The organism is Pedobacter cryoconitis, assembly GCF_014200595.1.
GTDB classification, from domain to species: Bacteria; Bacteroidota; Bacteroidia; order Sphingobacteriales; family Sphingobacteriaceae; genus Pedobacter; species Pedobacter cryoconitis_C.
The window spans coordinates 492785-510300 of record NZ_JACHCG010000004.1 but is presented as its reverse complement, the minus strand read 5'-3'; the positions used below and the strand labels follow the sequence as shown (position 1 = coordinate 510300).

Annotated in this window: 13 protein-coding genes; 6 read left to right on the top strand and 7 right to left on the bottom strand. The window is 37.3% G+C overall.

Annotated features, from left to right (window positions below; all coding sequences use genetic code 11):
* Positions 1 to 14 precede the first annotated feature (14 nt).
* The gene (locus HDE70_RS21940; protein WP_183891836.1) at positions 15 to 1124 is read left to right on the top strand and encodes a hypothetical protein; all 1110 of its coding nucleotides are present in this window, start codon (positions 15 to 17) and stop codon (positions 1122 to 1124) included.
* On the opposite strand, the gene lnt is transcribed toward HDE70_RS21940, so the two are convergent.
* Genes lnt through rsmI form a run of 3 tightly spaced genes read right to left on the bottom strand, consistent with a single transcriptional unit; the run spans position 1125 to position 4165 of the window.
* Positions 1125 to 2756: an apolipoprotein N-acyltransferase gene (gene lnt / locus HDE70_RS21935; RefSeq protein WP_183891835.1), complete on the bottom strand. Its 1632-nt coding sequence runs from the start codon at positions 2754 to 2756 to the stop codon at positions 1125 to 1127.
* Between the two features lie 15 nt (positions 2757 to 2771).
* Entirely contained in the window at positions 2772 to 3428 is a 657-nt protein-coding gene (locus HDE70_RS21930; protein ID WP_183891834.1) for a PH domain-containing protein, read from the bottom strand.
* Positions 3429 to 3454: 26 nt separating this feature from the next.
* On the bottom strand, positions 3455 to 4165 hold the full coding sequence (rsmI, locus tag HDE70_RS21925) for a 16S rRNA (cytidine(1402)-2'-O)-methyltransferase (protein ID WP_183891888.1): 711 nt from the start codon (positions 4163 to 4165) through the stop codon (positions 3455 to 3457).
* A 44-nt stretch (positions 4166 to 4209) separates the two neighbouring features.
* Here rsmI and serS point away from each other — a divergent pair, with 44 nt between their 5' ends.
* The 5 genes from serS to HDE70_RS21900 all read left to right on the top strand — a co-directional run bounded on the left by serS (position 4210) and on the right by HDE70_RS21900 (position 14911).
* Positions 4210 to 5481 carry a serine--tRNA ligase gene (serS, locus tag HDE70_RS21920; RefSeq protein WP_183866060.1) on the top strand — a complete coding sequence of 424 codons (1272 nt, stop codon included), beginning with the start codon at positions 4210 to 4212 and terminating at the stop codon, positions 5479 to 5481.
* 451 nt (positions 5482 to 5932) lie between these two features.
* Positions 5933 to 9502 carry a hypothetical protein gene (locus HDE70_RS21915; protein WP_183891833.1) on the top strand — a complete coding sequence of 1190 codons (3570 nt, stop codon included), beginning with the start codon at positions 5933 to 5935 and terminating at the stop codon, positions 9500 to 9502.
* A gap of 6 nt (positions 9503 to 9508) precedes the next feature.
* Positions 9509 to 12916: a DUF6443 domain-containing protein gene (locus HDE70_RS21910; RefSeq protein ID WP_183891832.1), complete on the top strand. Its 3408-nt coding sequence runs from the start codon at positions 9509 to 9511 to the stop codon at positions 12914 to 12916.
* A 7-nt stretch (positions 12917 to 12923) separates the two neighbouring features.
* Complete coding sequence (locus HDE70_RS21905) at positions 12924 to 13349, top strand: hypothetical protein (protein ID WP_183891831.1); 426 nt, start codon at positions 12924 to 12926, stop codon at positions 13347 to 13349.
* A 194-nt stretch (positions 13350 to 13543) separates the two neighbouring features.
* Positions 13544 to 14911 carry an amidohydrolase family protein gene (locus tag HDE70_RS21900; protein WP_183891830.1) on the top strand — a complete coding sequence of 456 codons (1368 nt, stop codon included), beginning with the start codon at positions 13544 to 13546 and terminating at the stop codon, positions 14909 to 14911.
* A gap of 73 nt (positions 14912 to 14984) precedes the next feature.
* On the opposite strand, the gene HDE70_RS21895 is transcribed toward HDE70_RS21900, so the two are convergent.
* From HDE70_RS21895 to HDE70_RS21880, 4 genes are all read right to left on the bottom strand, one after another.
* On the bottom strand, positions 14985 to 15293 hold the full coding sequence (locus tag HDE70_RS21895) for a hypothetical protein (RefSeq protein WP_183866058.1): 309 nt from the start codon (positions 15291 to 15293) through the stop codon (positions 14985 to 14987).
* A 183-nt stretch (positions 15294 to 15476) separates the two neighbouring features.
* Positions 15477 to 16181, bottom strand: a complete 705-nt coding sequence (locus tag HDE70_RS21890; protein WP_183866057.1) for an SIMPL domain-containing protein — start codon at positions 16179 to 16181, stop codon at positions 15477 to 15479.
* A gap of 344 nt (positions 16182 to 16525) precedes the next feature.
* Positions 16526 to 17128, bottom strand: a complete 603-nt coding sequence (locus HDE70_RS21885; RefSeq protein ID WP_183866056.1) for a lipoprotein signal peptidase — start codon at positions 17126 to 17128, stop codon at positions 16526 to 16528.
* Positions 17128 to 17511, bottom strand: coding sequence for a TraR/DksA family transcriptional regulator (locus HDE70_RS21880; RefSeq protein ID WP_041885291.1), 384 nt, complete (start codon positions 17509 to 17511; stop codon positions 17128 to 17130). The genes HDE70_RS21885 and HDE70_RS21880 overlap by 1 nt, the downstream gene beginning before the upstream one ends.
* Positions 17512 to 17516 lie beyond the last annotated feature (5 nt).

The window sequence follows — 17516 nt, the reverse complement described above, 5'->3', positions numbered from 1 at the left end:
TTTAATGTTTTGTGATGAATAAATTATCCGGTGTTATTGTTGTTTTGTCCTTTTTGTGTGCAAAATCTATGGCTTTTGAGCCTAAAGATTCTGTACAAAGTATTGTTAGTCCGGTGAGGATTAATTTAATGCCGGGACAAAACAGGAAAACGCTTGGACGCAGGTTGTATCTTCCGATACGCTATATTGGTACAAATAAGGTAAAGCTTAAGGTTGTGTTTGATACAGGCTCTCAGGGGCTTATTCTGGATGCTAAGCGATTACTACCGGCTGCATTGGTGGCGGATACTGGAATTGTGATGGGGAATAAGGATTCTTTGGTTTTGAATGGAATCACTGTGACCCGGACTAAAACAAAATCCCGCTACGGTGGTACACGCTCTTATGCTGGTAATATCGCTTATGCCTCTATAGTGATAGGCGATAAGATGGGGCAGGTGAGGACAAAAAGAATGCCTTTTATTTTAGTTTATAATGGGGTTTATGACCTTACCGGAAAGCCCGCTCAGGTGGATCAGCATTGTGATGGAATTGCAGGAGTAAGTTCTGGTGGTGAAATGAAGGCGGGTTTAGTCATGAAACGGGAGAATGTAGTGAGCCCTTTCAATTATCTGAGTTTTGGAAACCGTGTAGAAGCGGGATTTATCCTTGCGCCACTTGACCGGGTAAAATGGGAGCGGGTTTCTTCTATGGAAGGAACATCAATAGTGCCTTTATTGACTATAGGAATAACTGAACAGGAAAAGGAAGGGTTTGTATTACATCGGCAGCAGACAATGAATGGCCGTTTTTATCCTTACGTAAAAGGGATTATTAGTTATAGTGGCCTGGTTATTTCGCCGTCTTACGTTTTATTTGATTCCGGGAATCCTGCTGGTGGGGTAATTTATGAGCCGGATGCGGCTAAAAAGGGAAAAATGAATGCTGGTATCGCTATCCGGTTTGTGAGTGATGAAGGTACTATTTATGACTATGCTGCTAACAATAGCAATTATAAAACGACACTCGATTCACGTAAAAGTAAATCGGTGTCTATTCTGGGGATAAGCTTCTTTTTAGAGAATTCGTTTATGCTGAATTATACCAGTCACACCATCGGTATCAAACCTGTTCCGCCTTTGTAACTATTGTGCTTTTTTCTTTCTGAAGTAAGTTTTGTACGGAATGAACAAGGCCAGTACAATACCAATCAGACTCAGGATCTGAGGGATGATATCTCCGCTTTTTACATAGAAGGTAAGCTGATCATTCAGGTTTACGTCCATTTTCAAGGCATCACGTGTCCACCATTTGGATTGTTTGACAATGTCTCCGCGTTGGTTGATAAAACCAGAGATTCCTGTATTGGCAGAGCGTACTACCCATCTGCGGGTTTCTATGGCACGAAGTTTAGCGTAAAGGAAATGCTGGTCTTTACCCGAAGTATTTCCCCACCAGCCATCGTTAGTGATGATGGCAATCAACTGGGCCCCATTTTTAACAGATTCTCCAATCCAGCTTCCCCATAACGATTCATAACAGATTACCGGAGCAACACCTACACCATTCTGAGAGTAAAAGACACCAGGGTTTTCCTGCCATCCCCAGCCGGAAACTGTTCCTCCAAGACCAGCAAATACCGGTGCAAGAAAGGATAGGGCTTTTGGGAAAGGCATTTTTTCTACGCCGGGTACCAGTTTGGATTTATGATAGAACTGAACATTTGCAGAGTTCTCCACCTGCATTGCAGAGTTAAAATTATCGTAATATTGATTGTCGTTCGGATCGAATTTAGCAGAAAGCGTGCTTTTATCATTGTAGAATTTAAGACTCTCTATACCTGTAATCAGCGTTCCGTTTTTGTATTTATTCAGGAAAGATTGTGCAGCCATGTACTCTGTAGTGCTGCGGATACGGTCTTCGTTCGCATAACTCGGGATAGCCGTTTCAGGCCATATAAAATACTCAGTATTGACCTGTGCTACAGAATCTGAAAGATGAACAAGGGTCTTTAATTGTTCGGCAGGGGTGATGCCCCCCATCTTTTCGTAAGGATCAATGTTTGGCTGTACCACAACGACATTGATAGGCAGGTTCTTTTCTTTATAACCGTAATATTTGATCAGGGAAATCCCGGCAGGTACGATCAGAAAGATCAGCCAGCCAAGTGCGGGTCTGATTTTAAGATAGCCAGTATTTGTTTTAAAGGCTTTGTAAGCTTCAAAAGCAAGGATATTACTAACCAGTATCCAGATTGATCCGCCGTATACGCCGGTAGTTTCATACCATTGTGCAAGCTGATGCATTCCGGCAAGGCCGTTACCCAATGTCATCCACGGGAAAGCAAGATCCCAGGTGGCATGTAAATATTCCATACCCACCCAAAAGCTGACCAAAGCCAGGTAGGCGATCCGCTGATTGCTCACCACGGTTCTGAAGCGGTAGTAAAGCCAAAAGGCAAAAGTCATCAGTAAAGCACCAAGTCCATAAGGGATCAGCGAGATCACTAAGGCGACTGCCGGATTGTTATAGGCAGTGATTGCGTTATATACCCAATAAATGCAAGCTGTATTCCAGACCAGGAAAGTTAAACCCGCAGTCAGGAAAACCTTTTTGCCTGTTTTTAGCGCTCTTTTGACAATGATCTGGTCGAGTGCGATAAAAAGAGGCACAAGACCCACAAATAATAAAGGAGCAGCAAAAGTATGCGGCGGCCATGCCAGCCATAATAAAAATGCGCTTAAAAGGGCAAGCAGGTAGGTTTGTATCGCTTTCATGGATTGGGTATGCGCTTAAAAAGTATCTAGTATATCGGCTTTTTTAGCCTCGTATTCAGCCTGGGTAATCAGTTGTTTGTCGTAAAGCGTCTTTAATTTTCTTAATTTCAAAGTCGTTTCATCTTCTGGTTCTTCTGCAATTACAGGGGCTACATAAACGTCCACGGGCTCTTCGGCAGGGATGTTTTCCTGAACAGGCAGGTCTGCAACCGGAGTAACAGGAGCTGCCGGAGCTGGCTGCTGTGCTCTTTTCTCTTCCAGTTCACTTTGTCTTTGTTGTTCTTTGAAAGCTTCCAGTTGCTCGTAAGCGGCCTGATATAATTTTCTGGCCTGTACTTTAGGGATGTATTCTGTAATGATGTTTTCTCCATGCTGCGGTACACAGATGAATTTAGAACCAAAGATTTCTTCTTTGAAAGAGATCTCTTTAATGCTTTTCCAGGAGATATCCTTGAAGTTCATCGTGATACCAAAGTTTGCCGGCTCACAATAAAAGATACGTTTATTGCTGACTACGATACAATCAGGAAGAAGATTTACTGCTGGTCTTTTTTGTACCGCAAGGTAAATCAATTCCTCATTAGTCGTTAGCATATCGTTCAGCTTGCCTAAAACTTTTTCAACAGCTTTAGGATCCTGCTCATCGCTCAAAAATCTATCTATTAAAATCATATTATTTTATTTTAAGCTCTTCAGGTTTAATCCTTTTCGTAAGAGCGCTTTTCCTTTTTAGTTTCTTCTTTACCAGCCACACAAATTACGAACTCACCTTTTAAAATATTGTTTTCAAAGTGTGATTTTATTTCTAACAGTGTACCTCTAACGGTTTCTTCATACATTTTAGTCAGCTCCCTGCTTACTGAGGCTTGTCTTTCTTCCCCAAAAAACTGGGCGAATTCCTCCAGTGTTTTTAATAAACGGTGCGGACTTTCATAAAGAACAATAGTTCGCTCTTCGTCAGCCAGCTTCTTTAAACGGGTTTGTCTGCCTTTTTTAACAGGTAGAAATCCTTCAAAGACAAATGAATCTGTAGGTAAACCAGAGTTGACCAGCGCAGGCACAAAAGCAGTTGCACCCGGTAAACATTCTACCGGTAAATCATTTTTTAACACTTCTCTGACCAGAAAGAACCCCGGATCGGAGATTGCAGGTGTTCCGGCATCCGAAATCAGCGCTACATTTTTACCTTCCTTCAGAAACTTAATAATTTCTGAAGTAGCCTTATGCTCATTGTGCTGGTGATGCGAATAAGCTTTTTTATCAATGCCGAAATGCTTCAATAAAGGTGCACTTGTACGGGTATCCTCAGCCAGGATAACATCTGCTTCCTTTAAAACGCGGACAGCCCTGAAAGTCATATCTTCCAGATTACCGATTGGTGTAGGAACCAGAAATAGTTTACCGCCCATAGTATTCTCCAAACTCTTGTTATATTTGTTAAAAAAATTAAATAATGCTGCAAGTTAACTATATCCGCGAAAATAGAGAGAAAGTTTTAGAACGCTTAGGCGTCCGTAATTTCAAACAACCTGAACTGGTTGATGAAATTATCAAATTAGATGAAGAACGCAGACAGACTCAAACTTCGCTGGATAACTTATCCGCAATCGCAAATGCCAATGCTAAACAGGTTGGTGAACTGATGCGAAGTGGTAAAAAAGAGGAAGCTGAAGCAATTAAAGCAGAGACTACTTCTAATAAAGAACATATCAAAACCCTTTCAGATCAATTGAATGTGGTAGAACAGCATTTATACAATGCATTAGTACAATTGCCTAACTTACCTGGTGAACTGGTTCCTGCGGGCGCTACACCAGAGGAGAATGAAGTGGTACTGACGCATGGTGCTCCTGCTGAACTGCATGGAAAAGCTTTGCCACACTGGGAGCTGACTACCAAATATGATATTATAGATTTTGAGCTGGGTACTAAAATTACCGGTGCAGGTTTTCCTGTATACAAAGGTAAAGGAGCCCGTTTACAACGTGCACTGATTAATTTCTTTCTGGACCGTGCTACAGAACAGGGGTATAGAGAAATGCAGGTGCCATTGATGATCAACGAAGCTTCGGGTTTCGGAACAGGCCAGTTGCCGGATAAAGAAGGACAAATGTATCATTCTACAGTAGATAACCTTTTTCTGATCCCTACTGCTGAAGTCCCTGTTACCAACCTTTATCGTGATGTGATTTTAAAAGAAGAAGAATTGCCAGTTAAAAATACAGCATATACGCCTTGTTTCCGTCGGGAGGCAGGATCATATGGCGCGCATGTACGTGGTTTAAACAGATTGCACCAATTTGATAAAGTAGAATTGGTACAGGTGGTACACCCGGATAAATCTTACGAAGTACTGGAAGAGATGAGCGCTTATGTACAGTCTTTACTGAAAGATTTAGGCTTACACTTCCGCGTATTGCGTTTATGCGGTGGCGATATGGGCTTTACCGCAGCTATGACCTATGACATGGAAGTATGGAGCGCTGCACAACAACGCTGGCTTGAAGTTTCTTCTGTTTCTAACTTTGAATCTTTCCAGACTAACCGTTTGAAATTAAGATTCAAAGGAAACGGTGGAAAAACGCAATTAGCGCATACGTTAAATGGTAGTGCTTTAGCTTTACCACGTATTGTAGCTGCTATCCTGGAAAACTATCAAACAGAAGATGGTATTATCATTCCAGAAGTTTTAGTGAAATACACAGGATTCGATCGTATAGATTAATCCTTTTAAAATCTGCCTATAAAAAAGCCGGTCAATCGGTTTTTTTATAGGCAGATTTTAAATTAGGTTGTCTTTTTATTAACTTAAGGGTTGTGAGAAAAAAAAATATTTGTATAATAATTTGACTATTAAGTATGTAATTTCAATATTTGAATTATTATACAGTAAATTATAGTTAAAAAACAAATCTGTTGACGCCTCTTAACTTCTTTGATAACCATCATCTCATTCCAGGATTCCCATTGCAAATTAATTTATTACCTGTTTATGGGCATTATCAAAATTAAACTAACTGTAATTTTGTGCTGACGTTTAAATGGCAGTCAATATCAGGATAATCTCCTTTCTCTTAACATACAATATATAGCTATTCCTTGATTCATGGTATACTTATACTGTTGCAGTTAAAGAAATATCATTTAATTACAACACAATTTTTTACGAAAAATAAATGAAAATTCTTTCTATATATACTTTATTGGTATTCTCCTTTATAAGTATAGTCAAGTCACAAGAAAAAAGTTATTTAGAGGAATCTAAACCTTTATCTCCGACAGCTTACCAATTTTTGAAGTATACGGCTCTGCCTGTTAGTGAATACTCAGGAATACCGAAGATTTCTGTTCCGATCTACGAAATAAATGTAGATGGGGTAAAAGTACCGGTAACTTTGAATTATCATGCTTCGGGGATCACAGTGAACGAAGAGTCGACTTCCGTTGGGTTAGGCTGGAACCTTCAATTTGGAAGCGTTGTGCAAATTATCAATAGTGAAAATGATCTGAACCCTAAAAAGAAAAAAGTTTTACTAGATTATATTGGTTCTTCTATACCCTCTGCATTGCCCTTGAGACATCCTTTTCCGAACGAATATGTTAATGATATAAGCTATTTGACTGTTGGAAGTGTCAGACCAGATTATACATTTCCAATTGCCACCGGGCCTTACTTTCCTATCAATGGCGAATACGGTGTTGATAGAACTGATTTATTAACAAGTCCGGATTCCGATTTTGAACCAGATATTTTTAAAGCTAATTTCTTTGGGTATTCAGTTAATTTTATAAAAGATTTTACAGCAAGCGGGCGTATAGTTGTTCTTAATAAAGCAGGATATAGCGTTAAGTATCTGAATGATGATTCCTGGTGTATTACTGTCCCTTCAGGAGTTCAGTATTTCTTTGCCTTAAAAAATATAGCTAGTAGCACTATATCTTCAAGTACAAAAAATTCAATCTTTTCTAACCCTTCATATGCAGTTAATCCTGAATCTACAGTAATCTGGAGTTTAACGAAAATTATAACTGCCAATAAAAAAGAAATCAACTTCAATTATCTGAAGACAGATGCTTTTGAACATATTCCTGGATTTTCGCAAACATGGAAAAAGGCAAAGATAAATTCACAAACGAGTTTAACATATGGAAATCAGATTTCTGCTTTCTGGTATAATGTCTTAGCTACTGATGCAGGAGCCAATTTAACTACTAATATTTTTACTCAAAAAGAGTCGCACATTATACCATCTTCTATTACTTTCCCATTGGGTAGAATAGATTTCTATAATTCTGATCGTGAAGATGTTGTAGGAGGTAAAAAGATTGATAGTATTAGATTAAGTAGCGATGAGTCACTTAAGGTTTATAAGTTGAAATATTCTTACTTAAATTCATCGGATCAAGGTGGTAACGAGTTTGCTTATGATAAGAATGTTTTTGGCAATACAGCCTCATTAAGACTTAAACTGGATTCCTTTACTGATAATACAGGGGGGATATATCAGTTTAATTATGATCCCATCCTTCTTCCAAATAAAACTTCTTATGCTCAGGATCAATGGGGATATTACAATGGAAGTTTAAATAATACCTCTTTAATCCCTAATCCAGTTCAATATAGAAAACCTGAACTTGGCGATAACGGGAATAACCATTCTGCTAACGAATCATTTGCGAAAGCATCATCGTTGAAGCAAATAATATATCCTACTGGTGGGTCTATAAATTTTGATTTTGAATTGAACTCATTTGATAATAATTGGGTTCCTGATTACACGACTAGCGATAATACCATTTCGCACGGTAACGGTTTGCGCATTAAATCAATATCCTGGAAACAGCCTGATAATACGATTTCAAAAACTCAAAAATTCGAATATTCTGGGGGTAAAACAATTCTTCCAATAAATTTATATAGAAATTACGAATATGCAAGCGGTACTGGGAGGTATGTAGATAAAGGTCCAAATCCATATTTTGAAACATACACTTATTTTGTCGAAGAATTTAATGCTAACGGATACTATAGTCCAAGTTCTTTAGCTACGATTAATGGAGTAGGATATGATCAGGTTTCTAGTAAATATTTGGATCAAACAGGTAATTCATTAGGAACGACGATAACCTCATTTAATAATAATGTTACTATCCTGCCTAATAACAGTGTGCAATTTATGGCTAAAACCAATATAAGCGTTCCTGGAAGAGAAAATATGGAAGTCCCTAAAAACAGTACAGTCAAGTCAGTTCAATACCTGGATAAGCAAGGTAAGCTGAAGAAGAAATTAACAATGGAATATACTAATTATAAGTCACGGTTATTTTATGGCGCCAGAATTCAGGGCTATGGAAACTACATCTATGTTCTTAATCCTTTTACTGCTGAATCAAAGTGGTCATCTCAGCTTCAACGTATGGTTGCAGAATATCCTATTTATGACTTTGAGTCTTTACAAAATAGTGTAACAGATGTAGAATATTACAATACAAATGATAGTTTAGTCACACGTACAGATATGTTGTATAATGATAATAGATTGTTAAACAGAACTGTTAAAAGTGGCTATAACTACAAAGAAGAATCACGGGTAAGTTATCCATCTTATACTGGTACAAGTGGCGCGGACACCGTACAAACTGCTATGCTGACAGACAATTTTTTATCAGTCGTTACAGCCAGGGCAAGGGGCGTATATACTACGCTGCATCCAGGGGCGACAACAACAGGGGGAGAGAATCTTTATAGAAGCTTTGCTAAGGTAGATGGTAAATTTCTTCCGAAAAAGGATATTGAATATAGCGGCCTTGAATCTTATCTTAATCCATCCGTTACTACTTATGATATTTATGATAATCAAGCTAATGTCTTACAATTGGCAGATAAAACTGGAGTAACCAGTCTTAAATGGGGTTATGATTCTCAATACCTGATCGCTGAAATAAAAAATGCAAAAAGTTCCTCTTTGACAAAAGCCGATGCTACAAATCAAGGAGCCATATCATTTAATAGCAGTAATAAAACTTCAAGTGTTGTTTTTATCGTAAGTAGAGCTGGTGTCGTAGTTCTAAATCCAAATTATTTAGGCGATCCAGGACAATCATATTCTCTAAGCTATTCATTATCTAATGGAAGCAAAGGTGATATATGCGTTGTTCGCTCTTCGAATATGTCATCAGTTAATTGCTCTTCAACCAGTCCGAATGTTAATATAAATGTGCTTCCAGGTACTTATACGCTAACAATTACATTAAACAAGTCAACAAACCCTAATCCTTATGGCGGACTCGGTTTTACTTATCCGTCTTTCGTCATGCAATCAAGTAATACGGAAGAATTCTTTGTTGAAAATTTTGAAGAGAATCAGATAATAGGTACGGTAAGTGGAAATGCGCATACAGGCAAAAGATATTATAATGGTAATTATACAACCAATTTTACAAAACCTAATGGTAGAGAGTATACTATTCAGTGGTGGAGTTTATCAGGTTCAGTATGGGTCTATAATTCCAAACCTTTTATTACAAATATTTCCTTGACTGGTCCGGTTGATGATGTACGTATTTTTCCTTCTGAGGCTCAAATTAAAACTTATACCTACAAGCCATTAGTTGGCATGACAAGTATGATAGATTCGAGAGGTCAGACTACCTATTATGAATATGATAATACCCAGCGTTTGAAAAATATAAAGGATCAAAAAGGAAACATTATTAAAAGTACTATCTATCACTATAAAGATTAATGCCTCATGTTAAAATATATATATCATCCTCTGTCATTTTTGTGCCTTTTATTCTTTGGTACTGGAATAGCAGATGCCCAACAAAATATTACTTATAATGTGTATAGTGGTCAGAATGAAATCACAGCAACAGGCAGCATTACATTGAGGTCTGGCTTTCATATTCCTCAGCCTGTACCAGGAAAAAGTGTTCGGATTTATACTACAGCCGGCTTTGGAAATTGTACGCCCTTAGTAGTTATTCCAAGTTCAAATCAGAATTACGTGAGTACTCGTATATTTAAATTGCCAGGGGTTAATAATGATAATCTGGATGTGCAGAGAAATGTTTGTGAAGTTAATCAGACTGTACAATATTTTGACGGGCTAGGGCGACTGTCACAAGCGGTTAGTGTGCAGGGAAGCAGTAATCTGAGGGATGTTGTCCAGCCTGCTTTTTACGATGCTTTTGATCGTGAAAACAAAAAATATCTGCCTTATACAATTGCCAATAATAATGGAGGATATAGAAGTGAGGCATTAACTGAGCAAACTGCTTTTTATATAAATCCAGCTGGGGCATCAGCTCCAAACGTTGTCGCAATACCAAATGCTGCTTTCTCAGAAACGCGCTTTGACAATTCGCCACTAAACAGAGTTGAAGAACAGGGGGCAACAGGTGTATCATGGCAACCAGGTAATGGACATACGATTCGGCTAAGCTACAACACAAATAATATTGATACTGCTTATACTAAATCGGGTTTTGCAGTGAGATTATACGAGGTCAAGTGGAATGCTAATGGATTTAATCGGACATTGTTAAACTCTGGCTTTTATCATGCGAATGAATTGTCTCTTACTATTAATAAGAATGAAAATTGGACAAGCAGGGATGATAAGGCTGGTACAACAGAAGAATATAAAGATAGGAAAGGTAGAATAGTACTTAAGCGCTCATTTAATAGAACAGATGCGGATTTAATAGAGACTCTTTCTACTTATTATGTATATGATAACCAGGGGAGACTTTGTTTTGTATTACCTCCGGGAGCAAACCCTGATTTGGGAAGTATTAGTCAGACAACTTTAGAAAATTTTTGTTATCAGTACCGCTATGATGGTCGTCTGCGATTGATAGAAAGATGGTTGCCAGGTGCTACAGAATGGAATAGTATAGTTTATAATACCAGAGATGAAGTTGTGCTTTCTCAAGATGCAAATCAAAAAGTAAAAGGTCAATGGGTATACAATAAATATGATGGAATTGGAAGATTAGTAATTACTGGTCTTTATAATAATAAACTTAGTCGTGATTCTTTACAAAAAATTGCAGATGCAAAAACAATTTTTTCTGAGACCAGAACTGGTAAAACCGATTATACTAATTTATCCTTCCCTCAGACAGATACAGAGGTTTATACTTCTAATTACTATGACGACTACAACTTTCCAGGAGGAGATACTTATTTTTATAAAGGGGCAAGTATAATGACCAGAGGACTGCTGACAGGTAGTAAAGTGAAAGTGTTGGGTGGAAGTCAGCCAGTGCTTTTGTCTTTGTTTTTTTACGATGATGATGGACACAAGGTAAAAAGCTTTAGTCAGCATAATCTTGGTGGATCAGCGGATACAAGTAACTATGATGAGGTATTAAGTACTTATAGTTTTATAGGTACATTGTTAGCTAATAAAAGAATACATCATGCAGGGGGTGTATTGACTACTATAGCTAATCGTTATGTTTATGATCATATGAATAGGAATCTGGCCACTATGGAATCGATCAATCAGGGCAGCGAAATAGTCTTAAGTAAAATGGATTACAATGAGGCAGGACAGATGGTTCGAAAATCATTGCATAGTACTGATAATGGAAGTAGCTATTTGCAGAGTAACAATTACACATATAATGAACGTGGTTGGTTGAAATCGAATAATTCTCCTCTATTTAGTTTTGAGTTAAAATATCAGGATGGTGATAATCCACAATGGAATGGTAATATCTCCAATCAATATTGGGGTAACAATGGTACTAACACGAATAACTTTAGTTATACATATGATAAACTGAATAGGCTATTAAGTGGAATAAGTAAAGAGGGGGGGATGAGTGAGCTATTGAATTATGATTTGATGGGTAACATTAACACATTGAGTAGAGATGGTGGAATTAAAGGTATCTATAATTATACAGGTAATAAATTGATGAATATATCTAAAGGACCATTAGCTACCGGAGATTATAGTTATGATGCGAATGGAAATACCACTACTGATGGTAGAAGTGGAGTCACATTAGCTTACAATGTGTTAAATTTGCCAATAACTGCTACAAAATCGGGTCTGAATTTATCTTATATTTATGACGCAACCGGAAACAAGTTAAAGAAAATTACTACTGGAACAACTCGTGACTATATCAATGGTATAGAATACAATGGTTCAGCAATTGAATTGATTCATACGGATGAAGGAGTTGCCAGAAGGAATGGATCAGGTTATAGCTATGAATACAATTTAACAGATCATTTAGGTAATGTTAGATACAGTTTTTATAAAAATCCGGTTACTGGAAAGACTGATAGGATACAGAGTGATGATTATTATCCTTTTGGATTGCGGAAGTCATCTGGAGCCACAATATCTTTAATTAATAAGTACTTATATAATAGTAAAGAGTTACAGGATGAGTTAGGGCAATATGATTATGGTGCTCGTTTCTATGATCCGGTTATTGGACGATGGAATGTGATTGATCAACTTGCTGAAAAACATCATGAAACGAATCCATATAATTATGTGTTAAATAACCCAATGTCTTATATCGATCCATTAGGTCTGGATACAAGTAAAGCGGGGAGTGTGGCACCTATAAAACCATTAGATATAGTCATAGGCGACAATGGCCAGGAAATAGTTAATGCATTACCTGAAATTCAGGTTGCTGCAAATAAAAAAGACGAATCTATAACTGATGGAAACGGACGTATAAAATATAAAGACGGATTGATTGAAAATTTTGAATACACAGGTGGTGGAGCTGGAAAATATGCAGTTTTTACTGATGTAAGTGGCGATAAGATATATTTCCCAGGTGTAAATATTAGTGCAACTTTAGTGGGCGATGGTGCGGGGGTCACGTTCCCAACTGGAGACATATTTATGAGTGTGAAAGATAATGGTTTAGAAGATTTACAACATGAGTATGGACATTTTTTAGATTATAAATATGCGAATAACTCAAATTATAATGCAGGTGTTATGGCAATAAGCTTTTTATCAACATTTCGGGCAAAAGCGTATGAAATTCTTAATAAAAAAGGCGGAGAGCATAAACGCTCTCTAACAGAAGTGCGGGCTAATATATTATCTTCTGGTTTTTTTGGGCCAAAATCGCCAATTGCTACAAGTAAATACTATCCTAAAAAATAATTATATAATGAAAAATTTAATTAAAGTACTGTTATTAACAGTCTGTTCTTTCTGTTTTTTTGGATGTTTTCCGCATTGGCAGTCTGAAGTCGTTGTAATTAAGAATGATTTGAGCTCAACGATTCTTATTGGTAAACAACCAGATGAGTATATGACAGATAGTATAGTTTTTAATAAAGAGTTTAGTACTAATCTTATTGCAGCTTTTACAGATCAGGTGATAGCTTTACCTGATATGACGTTTAAAAATGCTTTAGATTCTGAAATGGTTTATTTATATGTTTTTAATCTTGATACACTCAACAAATTGATACAAGAAAAAAAAGTCAAGGGTATTTTAGATAAATCATTATTAAAGAAGGTTAAAATTCAATTGAATTTAATAAAAGAACCTTTGGATACGATAGTTATTAATAACATGTATACGAAATAGCCTGTGTATTAATAGTAGTATGATTATGATTCCAGGTTCTATGATCCGGTTATTGGACGATGAAATGTGATTGACCAACTTGCTGAAAAACATCATGAAACGAATCCATATAATTACGTGCTAAATAATCCAACGTCTTATATCGAACCGGTTTTATGAAGTCAAAAATATAATTTGTTAATCTATATTTGAGTATGAAATTCACGCTTTCTCTGATCTTACTAACCTTTGCTTTATTTGCCCGTGGCCAATCCGGTAAATATGAGCTGGTGATCAGCCATGCCGAAGTATTAGACGTTAGATCGGGAAAGATATTAGATGATCAGACGCTGCTGATTAAAGACGGGAAAATTGTGAACATGATTAACTCTTCGAAGAAAATCACCGGGAAAAAGAACATTGATGCCCGCGGCCGGTTAGTTACTCCTGGTTTCATCGATACACATATACATCCAACAGATGTTTTTGGAGATTACGAAAATGCCCCCGAATTTCTGGCTCAGGACTCACTGGAATACCTTCACCGTAAACTATCAGACGCCTATTTGCCTTATGGTACAACCACGGCCTTGATATTAGGACAACCTGAAAAATGGCTGACCCCAATTCTTGACTGGCAGAAACATCCCGCCCCTCCATACACTGACTTTTACACGAGTGGGGCTGCTTTAATCTCCGACGAAGAACGAACTCCCTATATTGGGCATGTAGAACTGGAAAATCCGGAGAAAGCTAAAGCTAAAATACTCGAATATTACCGGCTGGGAATTAAACATATCAAATTGTACTACCGGATCAGAAGACCTGAAGCCGAGGCTGTTTTAAAGATTGCTGATAGTCTTGGAATGATAACTTATGGTCATATCGGCGATTTCGGTACCCGTCACCTGCACATTGGAGAGGCTTTAAAAATGGGTCTGATCAACTACGAACACCTGGTGACGCTTGGGGCCGGTATTCTGACAGAAAAAGAATACAGGCAGTTTGAAACAGAATTTGCCTCGAACTATGGCACCACAGACACAGAGTCCAGAGTCCTGGAAATGTTCATGGAAGCATTCAGCTATATAGACCAGCATGAAAAACATAAAATGGAAGCATTAATAGATAGTCTTGCAAGCCGCAATGCTACTTTTTCAACGACCATACAAAGAATGTACGAACAGTTTCAGCCTACTTACTTTACACAACCTGCCGATAAGCTGCTGACCGCAGTACAGCTTAAGCGATGCAAAGAAAACTTTGCTGTTTTAATGAAATATGCAAAATTAATGAGTGATAAAGGCATTAAACTGCGTATTGGCACAGATGGTATTAACGGAGGAAAATCACTGATCTCTGAACTTATTATTATGACGGAATATGGGTTTTCAGTAGCTGATGTTTTTAAAATAGCAACTTACAACGGGGCAGAGGCCATTGGAATTGCAGACAGGGCAGGTACTATTGAAAAAGGCAAACAAGCAGATTTGATTATCTGGGATAAAAGCCCGTTTGAAGATCCCGCAAATTTCAGCGCAACAAGAACAATTATAAAAAGTGGTGTGGAATATAAAAACTAATCATCAAAAAATAAAAAAGCGGATGTCTCCTAAAGAAACACCCGCTTTTTTATTTGAGTTAACCCCGGTTTGATTATAAAATCAGGATTAATAATAAGATAATGATAATAATTGCACCAACAGAAAGATAAACACCTCCACCAATAGCACGGGCTTCTTTTTTCATCGTTCTTAACTCTTTGCGCAATTCTTTTTTCTCAGCTCTTGACAAATTAGACTTGTCCATAGCTTTAATTTCTTCCACACGGTTAGTGATTCTTTCTAACTGAACTTTTTGCTCAGTAGTCATTTCAACTTTGTCCTTAACTGTGGCAGCAGAGACTGTGTTAACACTTAATCCTACAATGAAGATTAACAAGAATGAGTAGATTAATTTTTTCATGGTTATAATTTAAATTGTGTAGTTATTGACAGACTCAACTTATAACAAAAAACCTACCAAATTGTTGGTAGGTTTCCCGTGTATCCCTGAATAGATGATTATTAATGTATTATCTAATCGACAATAATCAAAAAACAATAAATAGGTAGTCAGATTTTAATCTACTGTATACAGTAATAGTCACTATTTAATTTCAAAAACTGTATTCATTACATAGCTTAGTTTAATTTTCTTGAAGTCGATTTCCGGTGCAGGACCGCCAGCGTCTTCAGCCATAGCAGACTTCATCATCATCATTCCGCTTGCACGGTAAACAGGGAAGTTCTCATTACCTTGTTCCTGGATATCAATTACGCTACCCAATTGATTACCTAAAGCCTCAACCAGGTAAGTCGCTTTTGTTTTAGCAGCCTGTAACGCTTTAATTTTTAAATCTTTCTTTAAAGCTTCAATTTTAGAATAATCATAACTATCAATATTAGTATAGGCTACTCCCTTAGGATCTACCGAACCAATAATTTCATTCCATTTGTTCAGATCAGTAACCTTCAAACGATATTGTTTGCTTACTAAGAAATCAGGGTTTTTCTTTTTCTCTGGTGCAGTATTGAAACTTGATAAGCTATTGATCATTAAATTCTCCTTAGGAATACCAGCAGCCTGAATAGCTTTATATAACTGATTCTCTAAATCCGTAATCTCCACTTTTTTCTTGCTGTTACCATCTTTCAGATACTCTTTCAGCGAAATGCTTAAATAAATAATATCCGGGGTAACTTCCGTTTCAGCTGTTCCGCTAACGGTGATCTTTTTGCGTAAATCTACTTGTTGAGCCATAGCACTAACACTGATTAAAGTAACAAAGGCAAAGACGAATAACTTTCTCATAATAATTTTCAATTTGTGTGTATTTACAGATTAGATGTAAAAACCATGCCGATTCCATAACAATAATGGAAGAATTTTAATTTCCTGCAAATTAAGAATATTCTCTCAGCCAGCCTTTATTTATTTTGTTCATAAAAATCCACTGAAAATCAGGCCTGTTATATCAGCTATCCAGTCTATACAGTCATCTAATCTTTCTTTCTTTTTTTTCTTCTCTCTATTTCTCCTAACCAGCCACCAAACAAAATACCTTTTCAACCTGATTCCATCCCCCTCCACAAATCCCTTGAAACAAAAAAAAGGCTTTCCCCTTAGAGAAAGCCTTTCCATTAGTTTAAAAGTCTTTAATCTTCAACGACCTCATTATTCGGCCCGATCTCTTCCTTCACCTCTTCCTTAAAATATTTTTTCTGGAAGATCAGGATAGCGATCACCCCAACAGATATGGCAGCATCTGCAACATTGAACACCGGTCTGAAGAAAATGTAGTCTTCTCCGCCCCATACAGGCACCCATTTAGGGAAGATGCCTTCCAGTATCGGAAAGTAAAACATATCCACTACGCGGCCGTGAAACAGCGTAGAATAACCATATATCTTACCATAAGCTACAGAGTCAATTATATTACCCAATGCACCTGCAAAAATCAGGGCCACATTCAGGACAAGACCTCTGTGGTACTTATGTTTCACCAGGTAATACAAACCATAGCCAATTGCCGCTACCGCAGCAATTCTGAATAATGATAAAGCCAGTTTACCGAATTCACCACCAAACTCCATTCCGAAGGCCATTCCATTGTTCTCCGTAAAATGTATAATGAACCAGTTGCCAATAATTTTGAACTCCTGACCCACATACATATTAGTTTTAATCCAGGTCTTCAACACCTGATCCACTAAAAGGACCAGGAAGATAACCAGCAAAGGTTTAGAATAGCCTTTCATTATGCTTGCTTCAATTTGGCTTCCATGCTTAAAGTTGCATGAGGTACAGCACGTAAACGTTCTTTTTGGATCAATTTACCAGTTTCGCGGCAAATACCATAAGTTTTGTTCTCAATACGTACCAAAGCAGCTTCTAAATTCTCAATGAATTTTTTCTGACGTGCAGCTAATTGATTTAATTGCTCTTTCTCCAATGTGGCCGAACCATCTTCCAAAGTCTTGTAAGTACCAGAAGTATCTTCTGTACCATTAGAGTTCGGACTGCTCAAAGAATTCGTTAAGTTGAGAAATTCCTCTCTCGCCATACGCAGTTTATCCTGGATTAGTTCTTTAAATTCTTGTAGCTCGTTATCTGAGTAACGGGTTTTTGTAGGTTTTTCCATGTTAA

Excerpts from the sequence above, each read along its gene's own strand:
- HDE70_RS21940 (WP_183891836.1), top strand. The coding sequence starts at position 15 with ATGAATAAATTATCCGGTGTTATTGTTGTTTTGTCCTTTTTGTGTGCA.
- lnt (WP_183891835.1), bottom strand. The coding sequence starts at position 2,756 with ATGAAAGCGATACAAACCTACCTGCTTGCCCTTTTAAGCGCATTTTTA.
- HDE70_RS21930 (WP_183891834.1), bottom strand. The coding sequence starts at position 3,428 with ATGATTTTAATAGATAGATTTTTGAGCGATGAGCAGGATCCTAAAGCT.
- rsmI (WP_183891888.1), bottom strand. The coding sequence starts at position 4,165 with ATGGGCGGTAAACTATTTCTGGTTCCTACACCAATCGGTAATCTGGAA.
- serS (WP_183866060.1), top strand. The coding sequence starts at position 4,210 with ATGCTGCAAGTTAACTATATCCGCGAAAATAGAGAGAAAGTTTTAGAA.
- HDE70_RS21915 (WP_183891833.1), top strand. The coding sequence starts at position 5,933 with ATGAAAATTCTTTCTATATATACTTTATTGGTATTCTCCTTTATAAGT.
- HDE70_RS21910 (WP_183891832.1), top strand. The coding sequence starts at position 9,509 with ATGTTAAAATATATATATCATCCTCTGTCATTTTTGTGCCTTTTATTC.
- HDE70_RS21905 (WP_183891831.1), top strand. The coding sequence starts at position 12,924 with ATGAAAAATTTAATTAAAGTACTGTTATTAACAGTCTGTTCTTTCTGT.
- HDE70_RS21900 (WP_183891830.1), top strand. The coding sequence starts at position 13,544 with ATGAAATTCACGCTTTCTCTGATCTTACTAACCTTTGCTTTATTTGCC.
- HDE70_RS21895 (WP_183866058.1), bottom strand. The coding sequence starts at position 15,293 with ATGAAAAAATTAATCTACTCATTCTTGTTAATCTTCATTGTAGGATTA.
- HDE70_RS21890 (WP_183866057.1), bottom strand. The coding sequence starts at position 16,181 with ATGAGAAAGTTATTCGTCTTTGCCTTTGTTACTTTAATCAGTGTTAGT.
- HDE70_RS21885 (WP_183866056.1), bottom strand. The coding sequence starts at position 17,128 with ATGAAAGGCTATTCTAAACCTTTGCTGGTTATCTTCCTGGTCCTTTTA.
- HDE70_RS21880 (WP_041885291.1), bottom strand. The coding sequence starts at position 17,511 with ATGGAAAAACCTACAAAAACCCGTTACTCAGATAACGAGCTACAAGAA.